General features: G+C 66.0%; 14 protein-coding genes. 5 read left to right on the top strand and 9 right to left on the bottom strand.

Annotated elements, in window-relative coordinates; all coding sequences use genetic code 11:
* Positions 1 to 38: 38 nt before the first annotated feature.
* A complete protein-coding gene (locus V5F77_RS17280; protein WP_429006580.1) occupies positions 39 to 1478 on the top strand; it encodes a hypothetical protein in 1440 nt (479 codons plus the stop codon).
* Positions 1479 to 1586: 108 nt separating this feature from the next.
* Here V5F77_RS17280 and V5F77_RS17275 read toward each other — a convergent pair whose 3' ends face one another.
* Positions 1587 to 1811, bottom strand: coding sequence for a DUF2842 domain-containing protein (locus V5F77_RS17275; RefSeq protein ID WP_429006579.1), 225 nt, complete (start codon positions 1809 to 1811; stop codon positions 1587 to 1589).
* Positions 1812 to 1945: 134 nt separating this feature from the next.
* Here V5F77_RS17275 and V5F77_RS17270 point away from each other — a divergent pair, with 134 nt between their 5' ends.
* A complete protein-coding gene (locus V5F77_RS17270) occupies positions 1946 to 3055 on the top strand; it encodes a COX15/CtaA family protein (RefSeq protein WP_429006578.1) in 1110 nt (369 codons plus the stop codon).
* 3 nt (positions 3056 to 3058) lie between these two features.
* Here the strand turns inward: V5F77_RS17270 and V5F77_RS17265 are convergent, their stop codons facing one another.
* Together V5F77_RS17265 and V5F77_RS17260 are read right to left on the bottom strand one after the other, a co-directional pair.
* Positions 3059 to 3757: an LrgB family protein gene (locus V5F77_RS17265; protein ID WP_429006577.1), complete on the bottom strand. Its 699-nt coding sequence runs from the start codon at positions 3755 to 3757 to the stop codon at positions 3059 to 3061.
* A complete protein-coding gene (locus V5F77_RS17260; protein WP_429006576.1) occupies positions 3750 to 4160 on the bottom strand; it encodes a CidA/LrgA family protein in 411 nt (136 codons plus the stop codon). Before V5F77_RS17260 ends, V5F77_RS17265 begins: the two co-directional genes overlap by 8 nt.
* Positions 4161 to 4269: 109 nt before the next feature.
* Here V5F77_RS17260 and V5F77_RS17255 point away from each other — a divergent pair, with 109 nt between their 5' ends.
* A complete protein-coding gene (locus tag V5F77_RS17255; protein WP_429006575.1) occupies positions 4270 to 5211 on the top strand; it encodes a LysR family transcriptional regulator in 942 nt (313 codons plus the stop codon).
* Here the strand turns inward: V5F77_RS17255 and V5F77_RS17250 are convergent.
* From V5F77_RS17250 to argC, 4 genes are all read right to left on the bottom strand, one after another.
* Complete coding sequence (locus V5F77_RS17250) at positions 5174 to 6457, bottom strand: O-acetylhomoserine aminocarboxypropyltransferase (RefSeq protein ID WP_429006574.1); 1284 nt, start codon at positions 6455 to 6457, stop codon at positions 5174 to 5176. The genes V5F77_RS17255 and V5F77_RS17250 overlap by 38 nt on opposite strands.
* A gap of 116 nt (positions 6458 to 6573) precedes the next feature.
* Complete coding sequence (locus V5F77_RS17245) at positions 6574 to 7122, bottom strand: CoA-binding protein (RefSeq protein ID WP_429006573.1); 549 nt, start codon at positions 7120 to 7122, stop codon at positions 6574 to 6576.
* A gap of 46 nt (positions 7123 to 7168) precedes the next feature.
* The gene (locus V5F77_RS17240; protein ID WP_429006572.1) at positions 7169 to 7948 is read right to left on the bottom strand and encodes a TatD family hydrolase; all 780 of its coding nucleotides are present in this window, start codon (positions 7946 to 7948) and stop codon (positions 7169 to 7171) included.
* Between the two features lie 83 nt (positions 7949 to 8031).
* The gene (gene argC / locus V5F77_RS17235) at positions 8032 to 9087 is read right to left on the bottom strand and encodes an N-acetyl-gamma-glutamyl-phosphate reductase (RefSeq protein ID WP_429006571.1); all 1056 of its coding nucleotides are present in this window, start codon (positions 9085 to 9087) and stop codon (positions 8032 to 8034) included.
* Between the two features lie 229 nt (positions 9088 to 9316).
* Between argC and parE the strand changes: the two genes are divergently transcribed.
* Positions 9317 to 11353, top strand: a complete 2037-nt coding sequence (gene parE / locus V5F77_RS17230; RefSeq protein WP_429006570.1) for a DNA topoisomerase IV subunit B — start codon at positions 9317 to 9319, stop codon at positions 11351 to 11353.
* Between the two features lie 4 nt (positions 11354 to 11357).
* Here parE and V5F77_RS17225 read toward each other — a convergent pair whose 3' ends face one another.
* A complete protein-coding gene (locus tag V5F77_RS17225; protein ID WP_429006569.1) occupies positions 11358 to 11930 on the bottom strand; it encodes an MFS transporter in 573 nt (190 codons plus the stop codon).
* Complete coding sequence (locus tag V5F77_RS17220) at positions 11885 to 12535, bottom strand: MFS transporter (RefSeq protein WP_429006568.1); 651 nt, start codon at positions 12533 to 12535, stop codon at positions 11885 to 11887. Before V5F77_RS17220 ends, V5F77_RS17225 begins: the two co-directional genes overlap by 46 nt.
* A 298-nt stretch (positions 12536 to 12833) precedes the next feature.
* Here V5F77_RS17220 and V5F77_RS17215 point away from each other — a divergent pair, with 298 nt between their 5' ends.
* The gene (locus tag V5F77_RS17215) at positions 12834 to 14417 is read left to right on the top strand and encodes a DEAD/DEAH box helicase (RefSeq protein WP_429006567.1); all 1584 of its coding nucleotides are present in this window, start codon (positions 12834 to 12836) and stop codon (positions 14415 to 14417) included.
* The last annotated feature ends 113 nt before the right edge of the window (positions 14418 to 14530 follow it).

The raw sequence follows: 14530 nt of genomic DNA, 5'->3' as shown, positions 1-14530 counted from the left end.
TCCTGGTCGGCGTTGTGCCGGCGGCGAAGGAAGGCTCCATGACCGAAAGCCTCGGCCGCGAGACGATCCTCGAATGCGATGCCGAAGGGCAGCGGGTTCGCGTGCGGCGCGTCCGAACGTTCGCCGCCCTGGCCCTGCTGATCGCCGCGGCGCTGCTGCTTCTGCCGCTGCGCTATACCGCCGTCGCCACGCTCTCCTTCGATGTGGCCTCCCAGCCTCCCGCCGCCAGCGTGCGGGGTGTGGCGCAGGTGCTCGGCTCGCGCGAGATGGCGCAGGACGTGTTCAAGCGCCTCGGCGCGCAGGATCAGTCCGCCCTTGCGGGCCTCGACCGGTTCATGGCCACGCCGCGCTGGCTGGCGCCGGATCTGCCCCGCACGCTCGACGATGCCGCAGGCGCGGCGCTGGTTTCGGGCCTTACCGTCAATCCCCGCTTCGGTGGCCGGGTGCTCGACCTTGCGTTCACGGCAACCAGCCCGGGCCTCGCATCGCGCGTCGTCCAGACCTATGCCGATGCATTCGTTCATCTCGATGCCGAGGTGCGCGCGGATCTGGAGACCGGAACAACCGCGCCGCCGATGCGCATCGCCACCGAGGCCTCAGCCCCGGCCGCACCCGATGTGCCAAACCCTCTGCGGCTCGCCCTGCTCGTTTCGGCCGCGCTTGCCCTGGGCTTCATCGCCGCGCGGATCGGCCGTGTTCCCCACGACCGGCCGCAGACTCTGGACCGCACCGAACTGCCGGTCCAACTCACTGACGGGCGCAGCGTCACCTGGATGGATGCGGGCGGCGGACGCGGTCTGACGCAGGATGAGGCCCTCGCCCGTCTGCTCCAGATCCTGGAGGACCTGTGTGCGCAACCTTCGCAGGCCGGGCAACTCGTGGTGCTGACCGCCGACACCTCCCACACCCGGTCCGCCCGCTGCGCGATCGACCTTGCCCGCGCCCTTGCCATGGGCGATACGCGCGTCGCGCTTGTGGCTCTGGATGGGGATGCCGGCGACCTCGCCGGCCTGGTGTCCGACCCTTGGGCCGCGGGGGTCACGGAAATGCTGTTCGGTGTGGCCGGCTTCGGCGAGACGATCCATCGCGATCAGATCTCCCGCGCCCATATCATACCGCCTGGACGCGGCGCTCGCGGCGGCGACAGCGTCGCCACCGCCGACCGGCTCGCCCTGATTCTGCATGCACTCAGCCAGACCTATGACTGTGTCATCGTCGCAGCGCCCCCCGCACCGCATCTCACTGAGGCGTTCGCGCTGGCCGCCCAGCATCCGCTCCTTGTGTGCATCGAGGACATGGACGCCCCGCAGGGCTCCGCAGCGGAAGCTTATTCCGCACTCGCCTCGACCGGCTTCAACGCCGTGGTGATGCTGCGTCTAGCCGGCACCGAACCGGTGCCGCTGGCACCGGCCGTGGAGGATCTTGCCCCACCCGTTCCGGTTCGCCTAGCCGCCCGCCGGCTGGCACCAGCGGCCTGACTCCTCCCAACGGCTCATGTGACACATCCACTAGCGCCGATTGAAATTAACCATAAAAATCAAAATATTATACCGATCTTCTGAGGTTATAAATTACGCGAATCTCGATCATCGGCTGGGCTCGCGCGGCTTATCAGGGCGCTCCATCCAGCGGATCAGGAATGCCGCCGGCACAACCCACAACGATCCCAGGAGCACATAGGAGACGGTCTGCCAGAGCCACGGCAGCTCTGTCACGCGCCCCTGGGCGATCGCCATTGCCGCCAGTGCCCACACCACCACCAGGATCAGCATCAGCACCGTGCCGATGAGTTTGCGCAATCGCATGGGCATCGCGCCCTCCTCTTTTAAGCTCGCGCGGCTGACTTTCCCCTGCCGTCCCGGCAGCGACGCCGCGTCGTCTTGCATGCCGTTGAGCCGCTGTATATCGGATCGCCTGGGAGGGCCATATTCTGGAGCACACGCAGATGCCGCAGGGTCGCAGCGCGATCACCGCCGCCAGCGCAGGGGCAGGCGCAGGCGGGCGATATAAGGCCGTTCGCCTTTGGCTATATGCGGTTGCGGCCTTGATCGTCGTCATGATCGTGGTGGGCGGCGCGACCCGCCTCACGGAATCCGGCCTTTCCATCACCGAATGGAAGCCCGTTACCGGCGCCCTGCCCCCGCTCTCGCAGGCCGACTGGCAGGCGGAATTCGAGAAATACAAGACGATTCCGCAGTACGAGATCCTCAACAAGGGCATGGGGCTTGAGGGGTTCAAGCGCATCTTCTGGTGGGAATGGGGCCATCGCCTCCTGGGCCGGCTGATCGGCTTCGCATTCCTGCTGCCGTTCCTCTATTTCGCCATTCGCGGCGTGCTGCGCGGCCCGCTGCTGGTCAAATGCCTCGGTCTGTTCGTGCTCGGCGGCCTGCAGGGCGCGGTCGGCTGGTGGATGGTGGCGTCGGGCCTTGCTGCACGCACCTCCGTCAGCCAGTACCGGCTGGCGGTACATCTGACCCTCGCGTGCATCATCCTCGCCGCCATCGTCGCGGTCGGCCGCAGCCTCACCGCCGCGCGCCAGGAGAAGGTGCCGGGGTCCCTGCGTGCCGGCGCCGTCGCGCTGGTCGGCCTCGTGCTGCTGCAGATTTTCGCTGGCGGCCTGGTGGCCGGGCTGGATGCCGGCATGACCTTCAACACCTGGCCATTGATCGACGGACGTTTCATTCCCGCCGCCGCCCAATTGGGCGTGCTCGATCCCGCCTGGCGGAACCTGTTCGAGAATGTCCTGACCGTCCAGTTCGTCCACCGCATGATCGCCTACACGATATTCGCAGCGGCTTTCCTGCACGCCATGAATGCACGCCGCACCGGGGGATGGGTGGCGCGGGAAGCCTGGGGCGTGTTCGCTCTCGTCTGTTGCCAGGCGCTGCTCGGCATCCTCACGCTGGTGTTCGTGGTGCCGATGGATATCGCGCTGACCCACCAGTTCGGGGCGGCCGTGGTGCTGATCGCGGCAACGCTGCATGCGAGCGACCTTGCGCGCAGCGGGCACCTCGCCGTCTCGGCCGGTGTTCCCGCCCGGCCCGTGCGGGCCTGAACCTCAGCGCAGCGCGATCGCCACCAGCGGGCCGAGCAGCAGGTTCACGAAGCCAGCAAGGATCATCACAAGTCCGGCGATGGAGCCTTCCTCGCGGCCGATCTGATGCGCCTTGGCGACGCCCGCGCCATGGGCCCCCATGCCGAACAAGGCGCCCCGCGCCAGGGAGGAGCGCAGCGGCAGCCATTTCATCATCGCCTCGCCCATGGCCGCGCCGCAAATGCCTGTGATCACCACGAACATGGCGGTCAGATCCGGAATGCCGCCGATCTCACCTGACATGTTCATGGCGAACGGGGTCGTGGTGGAACGGGGCATCAGGCTGCGGCCGAGCACATCGGGCAGACCCAGCAAACTCGCCAGCCCCCAGGCGGAAACCAAGGCGACGGTGCTGCCGGCAATCACCCCGACCAACAGAACCGGCCAATGGCGGCGGATGGTGGCGCGCTGCTCATAGATGGGAATGGCAAACGCCACGGTCGCCGGCCCGAGCATCAGCACCATCCAATGTGTGCCGCGCAGATATTCGGCATAATCGGCGTGAAGCAAGGCGGTGAGGCCGAGGATCAGCACCGGCGTCAGCAGCAGGGGAGCGGTGAACCAGCGGCCGAACCGGCGGTTCAGCAGCCGCGCGGCGACATAGACCGCGATGGTGGCCGCCGGCCAGAACAGCAACCAGAACAGAGAGCCAGCCTCAGGCATGGGTTTCCCCCGCGTGGCGCAGACTCAAGCGATAGGCGAAATCCACGATCAGGGCCGTCGTACCCATCACGGTCACGGTGCCAATGAGGATCACGGCGGCGATCTTGAGCCCGAGGGTGCCGACGAACTCCCCATGGTCCATCACCGCCATGGCCGCAGGCACGAAGAACAGCAGCATTTCCGCCAGCAACCAATAGGCCCCGAGCCGCAAGCTTGCCGCCCTCAGCACCCCGCTCACCAACAGGACCAGCAGCAGCCCCATGCCGACCACGCCACCGGGAACCGGAAGGTGCAGCCAGCGCACCAGCATGTCTCCCACCAGCCAGAAGCCGAGCAGAACGAAGACCTGAAGCACGCGCGTGCGGCGCAGCATGAGGCGGAGACGAAGAAGGATCCCGGACATGGGAATGGTCCACAGACAGAGCAGGAGGAAGTGATTGGAAAACTACGCCGCACTGCGATATTCGTAAAATGAATTGAATGAATTCTGATAAGTCCAAATTGGAATAGAAATGGAACTGCGCACCCTGCGTGCCTTCGTCGAAGTGGTCCGCCAGGGCGGCTTTTCCCAGGCCGCGAAAACCGTGTTCGCCACCCAGTCCACCGTCAGCAAGGCGGTCAAGCATCTGGAGGACGAATTGGGCGTGGTCCTGCTGGATCGCCTCGGCCATCGCAGCGAGCTGACCGCGGCGGGCGAAATCGTCTATCGCCGGGCGCTCACTATGCTGGCGGAACGCGAGGATCTGATCACGGAGTTGGATGAGCTGCGCGGCCTCAAGACAGGCGTGCTGCGGCTCGGCCTGCCGCCGCTCGGCAGCTCGACCCTCTTCGCGCCCTTGTTCGCGCGCTTTCGCAGCCGCTATCCCGGCATCGAGATCCGCCTCGTGGAACAGGGCAGCAAACGCCTGGAAGAGATTCTATTGGCAGGTGAAGTCGAACTGGCGGGCTCGCTTCTGCCGGTGAAGGAGGATTTCGCCGCTCAGCCGGTGCGGCTGGAGCCGCTGGTGGTGCTGATGCCGGAAAACGACCCGCTCGCGCAGGCGGGGGCGCCGGTCACCTTCCCCGATCTTGCGGCCCTGCCCTTCATCCTGTTCGAGAGCGGGTTCGCCTTGAACCAGGTTATCCTCGATGCCTGTGAACGGGCCGGCGTTGCGCCGACCATCATCGCCCGTTCGGGCCAGATCGACTTCATCGTGGCCTTGGTAGGCGCGGGGCTCGGCATCGGCTTCCTGCCCCGCACCATCGCCGAACAGCGCCACCATCCCTTAGTGGCGCTGGTGCCCCTGAACGAGCCTAGCACCGATTGGCACATGGCATTGATCTGGCGCCGCCGGGCCTATCTGTCCCACGCAGCCCGCGCCTGGCTGGCGCTGGCGCGGGAATATCATGGCCCGGAGGGAGAGAGCGATTCTGCCCTCAGCTTACCGCCAGAGCCTGTTCCAGATCGGCGATGATATCGGCCACATCCTCGATGCCCACCGAGAGCCGAACCACCTGAGGGCCGGCGCCCGCGGCAACCTTCGCCTCGTCGGAGAGCTGGCGGTGGGTGGTGGAGGCGGGATGGATGATCAGCGAGCGGGTGTCGCCGATGTTGGCCAGATGGGAAAAGAGCTGAACGTTGGAAACCAGCTTCACGCCCGCCTCATAGCCGCCCTTCAGGCCGAAGGTGAACACGGCGCCGGCGCCCTTGGGCAGATATTTGCGGGCGAGCGCGTGATATTTGTCCTCCGGCAGGCCGGGATAGCTCACCCATTCCACCGCCGGATGAGCGGCGAGAAATTTCGCAACCATCAGCGCATTCTCGCTGTGCTGCTTCATGCGCAGGGTGAGCGTTTCGATGCCGGTGAGAATCAGAAAGGCATTGAACGGCGAGAGCGCCGGGCCGAGATCCCGCAGACCGAGCACGCGCGCCGCAATCGCAAAAGCGAAATTGCCGAAGGTCTCGTGAATCACGATGCCCTGATATTCCGGCCGGGGCTTGGAAAGGAAGGGATAGCGATCGGTGGCGGACCAGTTGAACGTGCCGGCGTCGACAATCACGCCGCCGATGGAATTTCCGTGCCCGCCCAGGAACTTGGTGGCGGAATGGATGACGATGTCGGCGCCGTGCTCGATCGGGCGCCACAGATAGGGCGTCGCCAGGGTGTTGTCGACGATCAGCGGCAGTCCGGCGGCTTTGGCGATATCGGAAATGGCCGCGATGTCGGTGACCACGCCACCGGGATTGGCGATGGATTCGGTGAAGATCGCCTTCGTCTTGGACGTGATGGCACGCTGGAAGGAGGGAATATCGTCCGGATCCGCCCACACAACATTCCACCCGAAGCTCTTGAACGCATGGGTGAATTGGTTGATCGAACCGCCGTACAGCTTACGTGAGGCGACAAATTCGTCACCCGGCGTCAGCAAGGTCTGGAAGACCAGCAGCTGAGCCGCGTGGCCGGACGCCACCGCAAGCGCGGCCGTGCCCCCCTCCAGCGCCGCCACGCGCTCTTCCAAAACGGCATTCGTTGGGTTGCCGATGCGGGTATAAATATTGCCGAAGGTCTGCAGGCCGAACAGCGCCGCCGCATGGTCCACATCGTCGAACACGAACGAGGTGGTCTGATAGATCGGCGTCGCCCGGGCCCCGGTGGTCGGATCGGGCTGGGCCCCAGCATGGATGGCAAGGGTGGCGAAGCCGGGTTCGCGGTCGGTCATGGCTGGTCTCCTCCAAGTCCCCGGCATTATGCCGTAGGCTTTACGTTATATTATATTTCATCCACCGAAAAAATGTTGTTTAAGCGAAGGTGGTCCGCTCTGACCCGCCGCCCCGGCTATTTCGGCCCGATCGGCGCCTTGGGCGTCCGCGACAGCGCGAGCCGCTGCACGCCATCCCCCAGCCGCTGCGGGCGCTTGGAGGAAATGGTGCGACTGTTGACACCGGTCCAGCCGATCTCGCCCGACAGCCGGCCGTATTCGATCTTCGGACAGCGATCCATGACCACCTTCATCCCCGCGGCCTCGGCCTTTGCGGCCACCTCGTCGTGCCGCACGCCCTGCTGCATCCACAGCACCTTTGGCAGCGGCGAGAGGGCGAGCACCTCTTCGAGAACCGACGGCACGAAAGCGGGTGCGCGGAAAATATCCACCATGTCGATCGGGACCGGCACATCGGCAAGCCGGGCATAGACGGTGCGGCCCGCAATCTCCTTGCCGGCCTGGCCGAGATTGACCGGATAGACCTCGAAGCCGCGCTCCGAGAGATATTTCGTGACGAAGAAAGACGGGCGCGCCGGATTGGGGCTCGCACCCACCACGGCGACCGTCTTCACGCTGGTGAGGATCTCGCGGATATAGGCATCGTCGTAACGATCATGGTTCATGGCACGGCTCCCGCGCGCAACCGCGCGCAACGCTTCGCGGATGGGCTCAGGCGCGCTGCGCCTTCGAGAACAGGGTGAAGAAATTCTGCGTCGTGCGCGCGGCGATGTCCTCAAGCGTGGTGCCGCGCGCCTGCGCCAGCACGGTCGCGGTCTCGCGCACGAATGAAGGCTCGTTGCGCTTGCCGCGATGGGGCGTCGGGGCGAGGAACGGCGCGTCGGTTTCCACCAGCAGCCGCTCGGCGGGAAGGGCGGCGGCAAGCTCGCGTAGCGCGGTGCTGTTCTTGAAGGTGATGACGCCGGAAAAGGAGACATAGCCGCCGAGCGCTACCGCGCGATGCGCAAGGTCCGCCCCGCCGGTATAGCAATGCAGCAGGAAGGGAAAAGCGCCCTTCGCGCTCTCAGCCTCCAGGATCGCGGCGACGTCGTCGTCGGCCTCGCGGGCGTGGATCACCAGCGGCAGGCCGGTTTCGCGCGCGGCGGTGATATGGGTGTGGAAGCCGTGCGCCTGCGCTTCGCGGGGGCTGTTGTCATAATGATAATCGAGCCCCACCTCGCCGATCGCCACCACCTTCGGATGGGCCGAGAGCGCCACGAGCTCCGCCGTCGTCACATCCGGCTCTTCCGCCGTCTGGTGCGGATGGGTGCCCACCGAGCAGAAGACATTCTCGAACCGCTCGGCGATGGCGCGGATCTGGTCGAACCGCTTTACCCGCGTGGAAATGGTGACGAGATGGGACACTCCCGCCGCCTGCGCCCGCTCCACGACGGCGGGCAGTTCCTCGGCGAAATCGGGGAAATCGAGATGGCAGTGGCTATCGACGAGCATGAATGAGGGCCTTCACAACAGGCCCCTCACATAGGCATTCGGCGCGGCGACGTCGAGTGACGCACAGCCGCGCCGCAATTGCCTCACGGCATCAGCGCGATCTGCTCCAGGCCCAGCGTCTCGGGATAGCCGAGCACCAGGTTCATGTTCTGCACCGCCTGACCGGAGGCGCCCTTCACCAGATTGTCCAGGGTAGAAAGCACGATCGCCCGGCCGCTCGCCCGGTCGGCGACCACGCCGATCATCACCATGTTGGAGCCGCGCACATGGCGCGACTGGGGCACCTGGCCGAACGGGAGAATATGGACGAAGGGTTCACCCTTGTAGAATTCCACAAGGATCTTGTGGAGATCCTCCGCCTTTGCGCCCGTGGTGCGCACATAGAGCGTGGCATAGATGCCCCGGTTCATCGGCGCGAGATGCGGCACGAACATGGGGGCGACCTGACGACCTGCCGCCTTGGAGAATTCCTGGTCCAGTTCGCCCATGTGGCGGTGCGAGCCGACGCTATAAGCGTGGATGCCCTCGGAAACCTCAGAGAACAGCATCGCCTCCTTGGCCGAGCGGCCGGCACCCGACATGCCGGTCTTGCTGTCGATGACGATGGTTTCCGGCTCGATAGCGCCGGCTTCCAGCAACGGCACGGCCGGTAGGATCGAGGTGGTGGTGTGGCAGCCGGGATTGGCGATCAGCCGCCCCTTGCGGATGTCGTCGCGATAGATCTCGACCAGGCCGAACACCGCTTCCTTCTGCAGGTCGAGCGCCGCATGGGGATGGCCGTACCATTTCTCATAGGCGCCGGGATCGCGCAGACGGAAGTCGGCGGAGAGGTCCACCACCTTCACCGCCGGCGCCTGTTCGAACACTTTTTTGATGACTTCCTGCGTGGTCGCGTGCGGCAGCGCGCAGAACACGAGATCCACCGCGTTGAAGTCCACCTCGTCGATGGTCACGAGCTTGGGCAGCGCATAGGGCGCGAACTGCGGGAACACGTCCGCCATGGACTGGCCAGCCTTGCGGTCCGCGGTCAGGGCCACCAGCTCGACGCGGGGATGGCGGAGCAGAAGGCGCACGAGTTCGGACCCGGTGTAACCCGAGGCGCCAAGAACCGCGATCCGTGCCTTTGCCGACTCCGACATATCCTTCTCCCGCCCGTGAGGGCTGTGCGACGTTGGCCACCCGAGCCCGCGCACACGGTGCGGCGAAGCGGGGTGGATCGGGGGTCTGTACACCGATCCCATATCAGGCGAAAGACAGGGATAAGTCGCCGGTCCCGCGCTACGCGCGTTTCCGGTATGTTCCCTTTCGTTCCCTCGCCCTGGCATGATGGCCGGTGGCGATTCGCCCTTCAGCGACCCAAAGAGCCTCATGTCCGATAACGACGATCTGTTTGCCGCACCCTCCCCCGCCCGCAAGGCCGCGACCCCGCGCGCCAAGGCGCCCGCCGCCGTGCCGGAGATGGCGAGCGATTATACCGCCGCCCATATCGAGGTGCTGGAAGGGCTGGAGCCGGTGCGCCGCCGCCCCGGCATGTATATCGGCGGAACGGACATCAAGGCGCTGCATCATCTGTTCGCCGAGGTGATCGACAATTCCATGGACGAGGCGGTGGCCGGACACGCCACCTTCATCGAGGTCCATCTTGCCGCCGACAGCACGCTGACCGTCAGCGACAATGGGCGCGGCATTCCGGTGGAGGCGCATCCCAAATTCCCCGGAAAATCCACCGTCGAAGTCATCATGACGACCCTGCACGCGGGCGGAAAATTCGACAGCAAGGTCTATGAGACGTCGGGCGGCCTGCATGGCGTTGGCGTTTCGGTGGTGAATGCGCTCTCCGACCATCTGGAAATCGAGGTGGCGCGCAACCAGACGCTCTACCGCCAGAGCTATTCCAAGGGCGCCCCGCTCGGCCCGCTGACGGAGGTGGGCCGCATCACCAACCGGCGCGGCACCAAGGTGCGCTTCCATCCCGACCCGGAGATCTTCGGCGCGGGCGTGCATTTCGATCCCGCCCGCGTGTTCCGTATGGCGCGTTCGAAGGCCTATCTGTTCGGCGGCGTGGAAATCCGCTGGTCTTGTGATCCCGCACTGCTGGTGGGCACCACCGGCGTGCCGGAAAAGATGAGCTTCCGCTTTCCCGGAGGCCTGAAGGACTATCTCGCCGGCGATCTCGAAGGCCAGACGCTGGTCCACAACGAGATTTTCGCCGGCCGCATCCAGAAGCAGGGTGGCCATGGCTCGGTGGAATGGGCGGTGGCCTGGGTTGCAGATGGCGAGGGCGCCATCTCCTCTTATTGCAACACCATCCCGACCCACGACGGCGGCACCCATGAGAACGGCCTGCGCCTCGTGCTGCTCAAGGGCATGCGCGATTATGCCGAGCGCATCGGCCAGGCAAAGCGCGGCGCGCTCCTGATCGGCGACGATATCACCGCCGGCTGCGCCGCCATGCTTTCCGTGTTCGTCCGCGAACCGGAATTCCAGGGCCAGACCAAGGACCGCCTTGCGACCGCCGAAGCCTCCCGCATCGTCGAGCAGGCGTTGCGCGATCCGCTCGACCATTGGCTGGCGGCCAATCCGGTGCAGGCAAACCGGCTGCTTGACTATGTGGTGGAGCGCGCCGAGGAGCGCCTGCGCCGCAAGCAGGAGAAGGAAATCTCCCGCAAGACCGCCGTGCGCAAACTGCGCCTGCCGGGCAAGCTCGCCGACTGTTCCAACACCGAGGCGGCGGGTTCGGAAATCTTCATCGTCGAAGGCGATTCGGCTGGCGGCTCAGCCAAGCAGGCGCGCGACCGCAAGACCCAGGCGGTGCTGCCACTGCGCGGCAAGATCCTGAACGTCGCCAGCGCCGGGCGCGACAAGCTGGCCCAGAACCAGCAATTGTCAGACCTGCTCCAGGCGCTCGGCTGCAGCACGCTTGCCCAGTATCGCGAGGCGGACCTGCGCTATGAGAAGGTAGTCGTCATGACCGACGCCGACGTGGATGGGGCACATATCGCCTCCCTCCTCGTCACCTTTTTCTATCGCCAGATCCCGAAACTGATCGAGGAAGGCCATCTGTTCCTGGCGGTGCCACCGCTCTATCGCATCACCCAGGGCGCAAAAACCCTCTATGCCCGCGACGATGCCCACAAGGACCAATTGCTGAAGAAGGAGTTTTCCGGACGCGGCAAGGTGGATATCGGCCGATTCAAGGGCCTTGGCGAGATGATGCCGGCGCAGCTCAAGGAAACCACCATGAGCCCGCGCACCCGCACCCTGCTGCGCGTCACCATCGAAGCGGCGGCGCAGGCCGACACGGCGGATGTTGTTGAGCGCCTCATGGGCAACAAGCCGGAGGCGCGCTTCGCATTCATCTCCGAACGGGCCGCTTTCGCCGGCGAGGACCTGCTGGATATCTAATCCCTCAGACGGCCGGATCCACCGGTGCCGGAGCCACGGGCTTGAGGCGGCGCGGCAGGCGCGAGGCGGGCCAGGCGAGGGCAATCAGGCAGACGCCAGCCCCGGCAAACAGCTCCACCGGCCCGATCACGCCGATGAGCTGCGCCGCCAGCAGAGCGCCCAGCGCCTGCCCGGAAAAGAAGAAGGTGGCGTAGAGCGCGACGGCTGAGCCGCGTGCGGCCGGCACCAGCTCGGTGGCCATGATCTGCAGGGTGTTATGGATCATGTAGAAGCCGAAGCCGAGCACGCCGAACAGGCCCAGCATCAGCCCCAGCGAGGGCACCAGCGCGATGGCGATCAGACACAGCCCCGCGAGGGTGGCGCCGAGCCCCGCCATCCCGGAAAGGCCGAGGCGCCGCACGAGCACGGCGACGAGAAAGGTGTAGATCACCCCGCCGAGGCCGAACATGCCCAAGGCGAAGCCCGCCTCGACCGCATCCCCGAGCGCGCGCCCGACCATGTGCGCGGCGACGAAGGGAAATACGCCGAAGATCAGCGCGCCCTCGATCGCAGCAACCAGGAACAGGCGGATCGACAAGGGGTTTCCGAACACCACACCATAGCGCGCCAGGGCGCCCCGGAGCGAAGGCCGTTGCGGAATGGCGGTCTCGCCCATGAACAACATGGCGCCGAGCGCCGCGTGCCGGCCACCACCGCCGCGCACCAGAACACCGCGCGCCAGCCGATAAGTGTCGAGATCATGCCCGAGGCCATGGCGCCGCCGAGCTGGCCCAGTACGATCGCCATCAGCAGACGGCCGAGCGCCTGGGGGCGCTGTTGCATGGTGACCCGGTCGCCTACCGTTGCCAGCGCCACGGGGATCACCCCGCCGGCCCACCCCCCTGAAAAGATGCGTCCCGCGAGCAGGGCGTCATGGCTCGGTGCCAGCGCGCAGCCGATCAGGCCGAGGCAGAGCATGGAAAGCGTCACGCGGATCAGGCGCACCTTGCCCACCGCATCGCCAATGGGTCCGAACACCAACTGCATGGCCGCATAGGGCAAGGAGAAGGCGCTAGCGAGCAGGGCCGCGCGCTGCAGCGTCACGGCAAGATCCGCCGCCAGCAGGTTGAGCATCGGATCCACCGCGCGCATGGAGAAGGCGCTGGCGAACCCGGCCAGACCGAGGACCAGAAGGAAGGGCATGGTGGCACAGCTTGAGGGAAAGGCGGGACGCCGCCCTGAAGAAGGGTTCGACGCGGACGGTTTCCTTGGCGCCCATTCGCAAGGGGGTCAAGGCCGGTTTCGCATGGCCGACGGGCCTATAATTCCGCTGGTGCATGGCACCCGAGATGACAAGCATTGACACAGCGCACAAAATCCTTACGTTACAAGGCGTCGTCCGATTATTTCGAATCCAAGCGCGCCGAGCGACGACCGCTCGCCCAGCCCCGTACGGCACGGGGCCTGCGATAAGCGGAGCGCTGCCGCATTAAGCGACGATATGTCATTTTCCGAACTCGGCCTGAGCGAAAAGGTCCTCTCGGCCGTCACGGCGTCCGGCTACACCACTCCTACGCCGATCCAGGCGCAAGCCATTCCGCACGTTCTCGCCCGGCGCGACGTGCTGGGCTTGGCGCAGACGGGCACCGGCAAGACCGCCGCATTCACCCTCCCCATGTTGACCTTGCTGGAGCAGGGCCGAGCGCGGGCGCGCATGCCGCGCACCCTAATCCTCGAACCGACGCGCGAACTCGCCGCGCAGGTTGAGGACAGCTTTGCCCGCTACGGCAAGAACCATAAGCTGAACGTCGCGCTGCTCATCGGCGGCGTCTCGTTCGGCGATCAGAACACCAAGCTGGTGCGCGGCGTCGATGTGCTCATCGCCACCCCGGGCCGGCTGCTCGACCATGTGGAGCGCGGGCAGCTTCTGCTTTCCGGCATCGAGGTGCTCGTCATCGACGAGGCCGACCGGATGCTCGACATGGGCTTCATCCCCGACATCGAACGCATCTGCAAGCTGGTGCCCTTCACCCGCCAGACGCTGTTCTTCTCAGCTACCATGCCGCCGGAAATCCAGCGCCTGGTGTCGCAGTTCCTCTCCAACCCGGTGCGCGTGGAAGTCTCCAAGCCCGCGTCCACGGCAACCACCGTGACCCAGGTTCTGGTGGCCACCGGCCGCGAGGATTACGAGAAGCGCGAGAAGCTGCGCGAATTGATCCGCGGTGCCGAGGGCTTGCAGAACGGCATCATCTTCTGCAATCGCAAAAGCGAGGTCTCGGTGGTTCACCGCTCGCTGCAAAAGCACGGTTTCAATGTCGTGTGCCTCCATGGCGACATGGACCAGCGCTCGCGGACTACGGCTCTGGACCAATTCCGGAGCGGCGAGGCGACATTGCTTGTGGCGTCCGATGTGGCGGCGCGCGGCCTCGACATTCCGGCCGTGAGCCATGTGTTCAATTATGACGTGCCCCACCATGCGGAGGATTATGTCCACCGCATCGGCCGCACCGGCCGGGCGGGGCGCAGCGGCATGGCCATCGCCTTGATGACCCATGACGACCTGAAATCGCTTGCCGCGATCGAAAAGCTGATCGGCAATCCCATTCCCTGGCAGGGCGAGCCTTTGGGCGAAGCCCCGCCGCGGGAGCGCCGATCTGCCGGTGCCGGCGACAAGCGCGGTCGCGACAAGGGCCGCGATGGGGGCCGTGGTCGCGACAAGGGCCGTTCGGCCCGACCGGAAGAAGGCGATGTGCCGCGCACCGAGCGGCAAAACACCCGCAACCGCAAGCCCCGCGATGGCGCCGCTCGTGAAGGGGCGCCCCGTGAAGAGGTGCCGGCTGAAATCGCGGCCGCGCCCGCCCGCGAGGCACGTCCGCCGCGCGAGCCGCGCCCGCCGCGCGAACCACGCGAGGCCCCTGCCCGTGAAGTGGCTGCCCGCGACAACGCTCCTCGTGAGACAAGCCGCGAACCCCGCGAAGCGGCACGTCCGCAGCGTCGCGAGCGTCCCCCGGTGAACGAGCCGGCGGACATGTCCCACCTCCCCGCCTTCCTCCTGCGCCCGGTGCGCGTGAAGGCCACAAGCTGAAATGCCGGGGCGCGGATCGGCCCGATCCCGCCCCGCTTTTCCACTCTCTTCATGGCCCGAGCGCCGGCGCGCGCGTGTGACAGGCCGGGTTCAGCCCCGGCGTTGGGCGATCC

Source organism: Roseixanthobacter psychrophilus, assembly GCF_043195195.1.
Lineage (GTDB): Bacteria > Pseudomonadota > Alphaproteobacteria > Rhizobiales > Xanthobacteraceae > NCEH01.
This window is presented reverse-complemented; position numbering and strand designations above follow the sequence as displayed.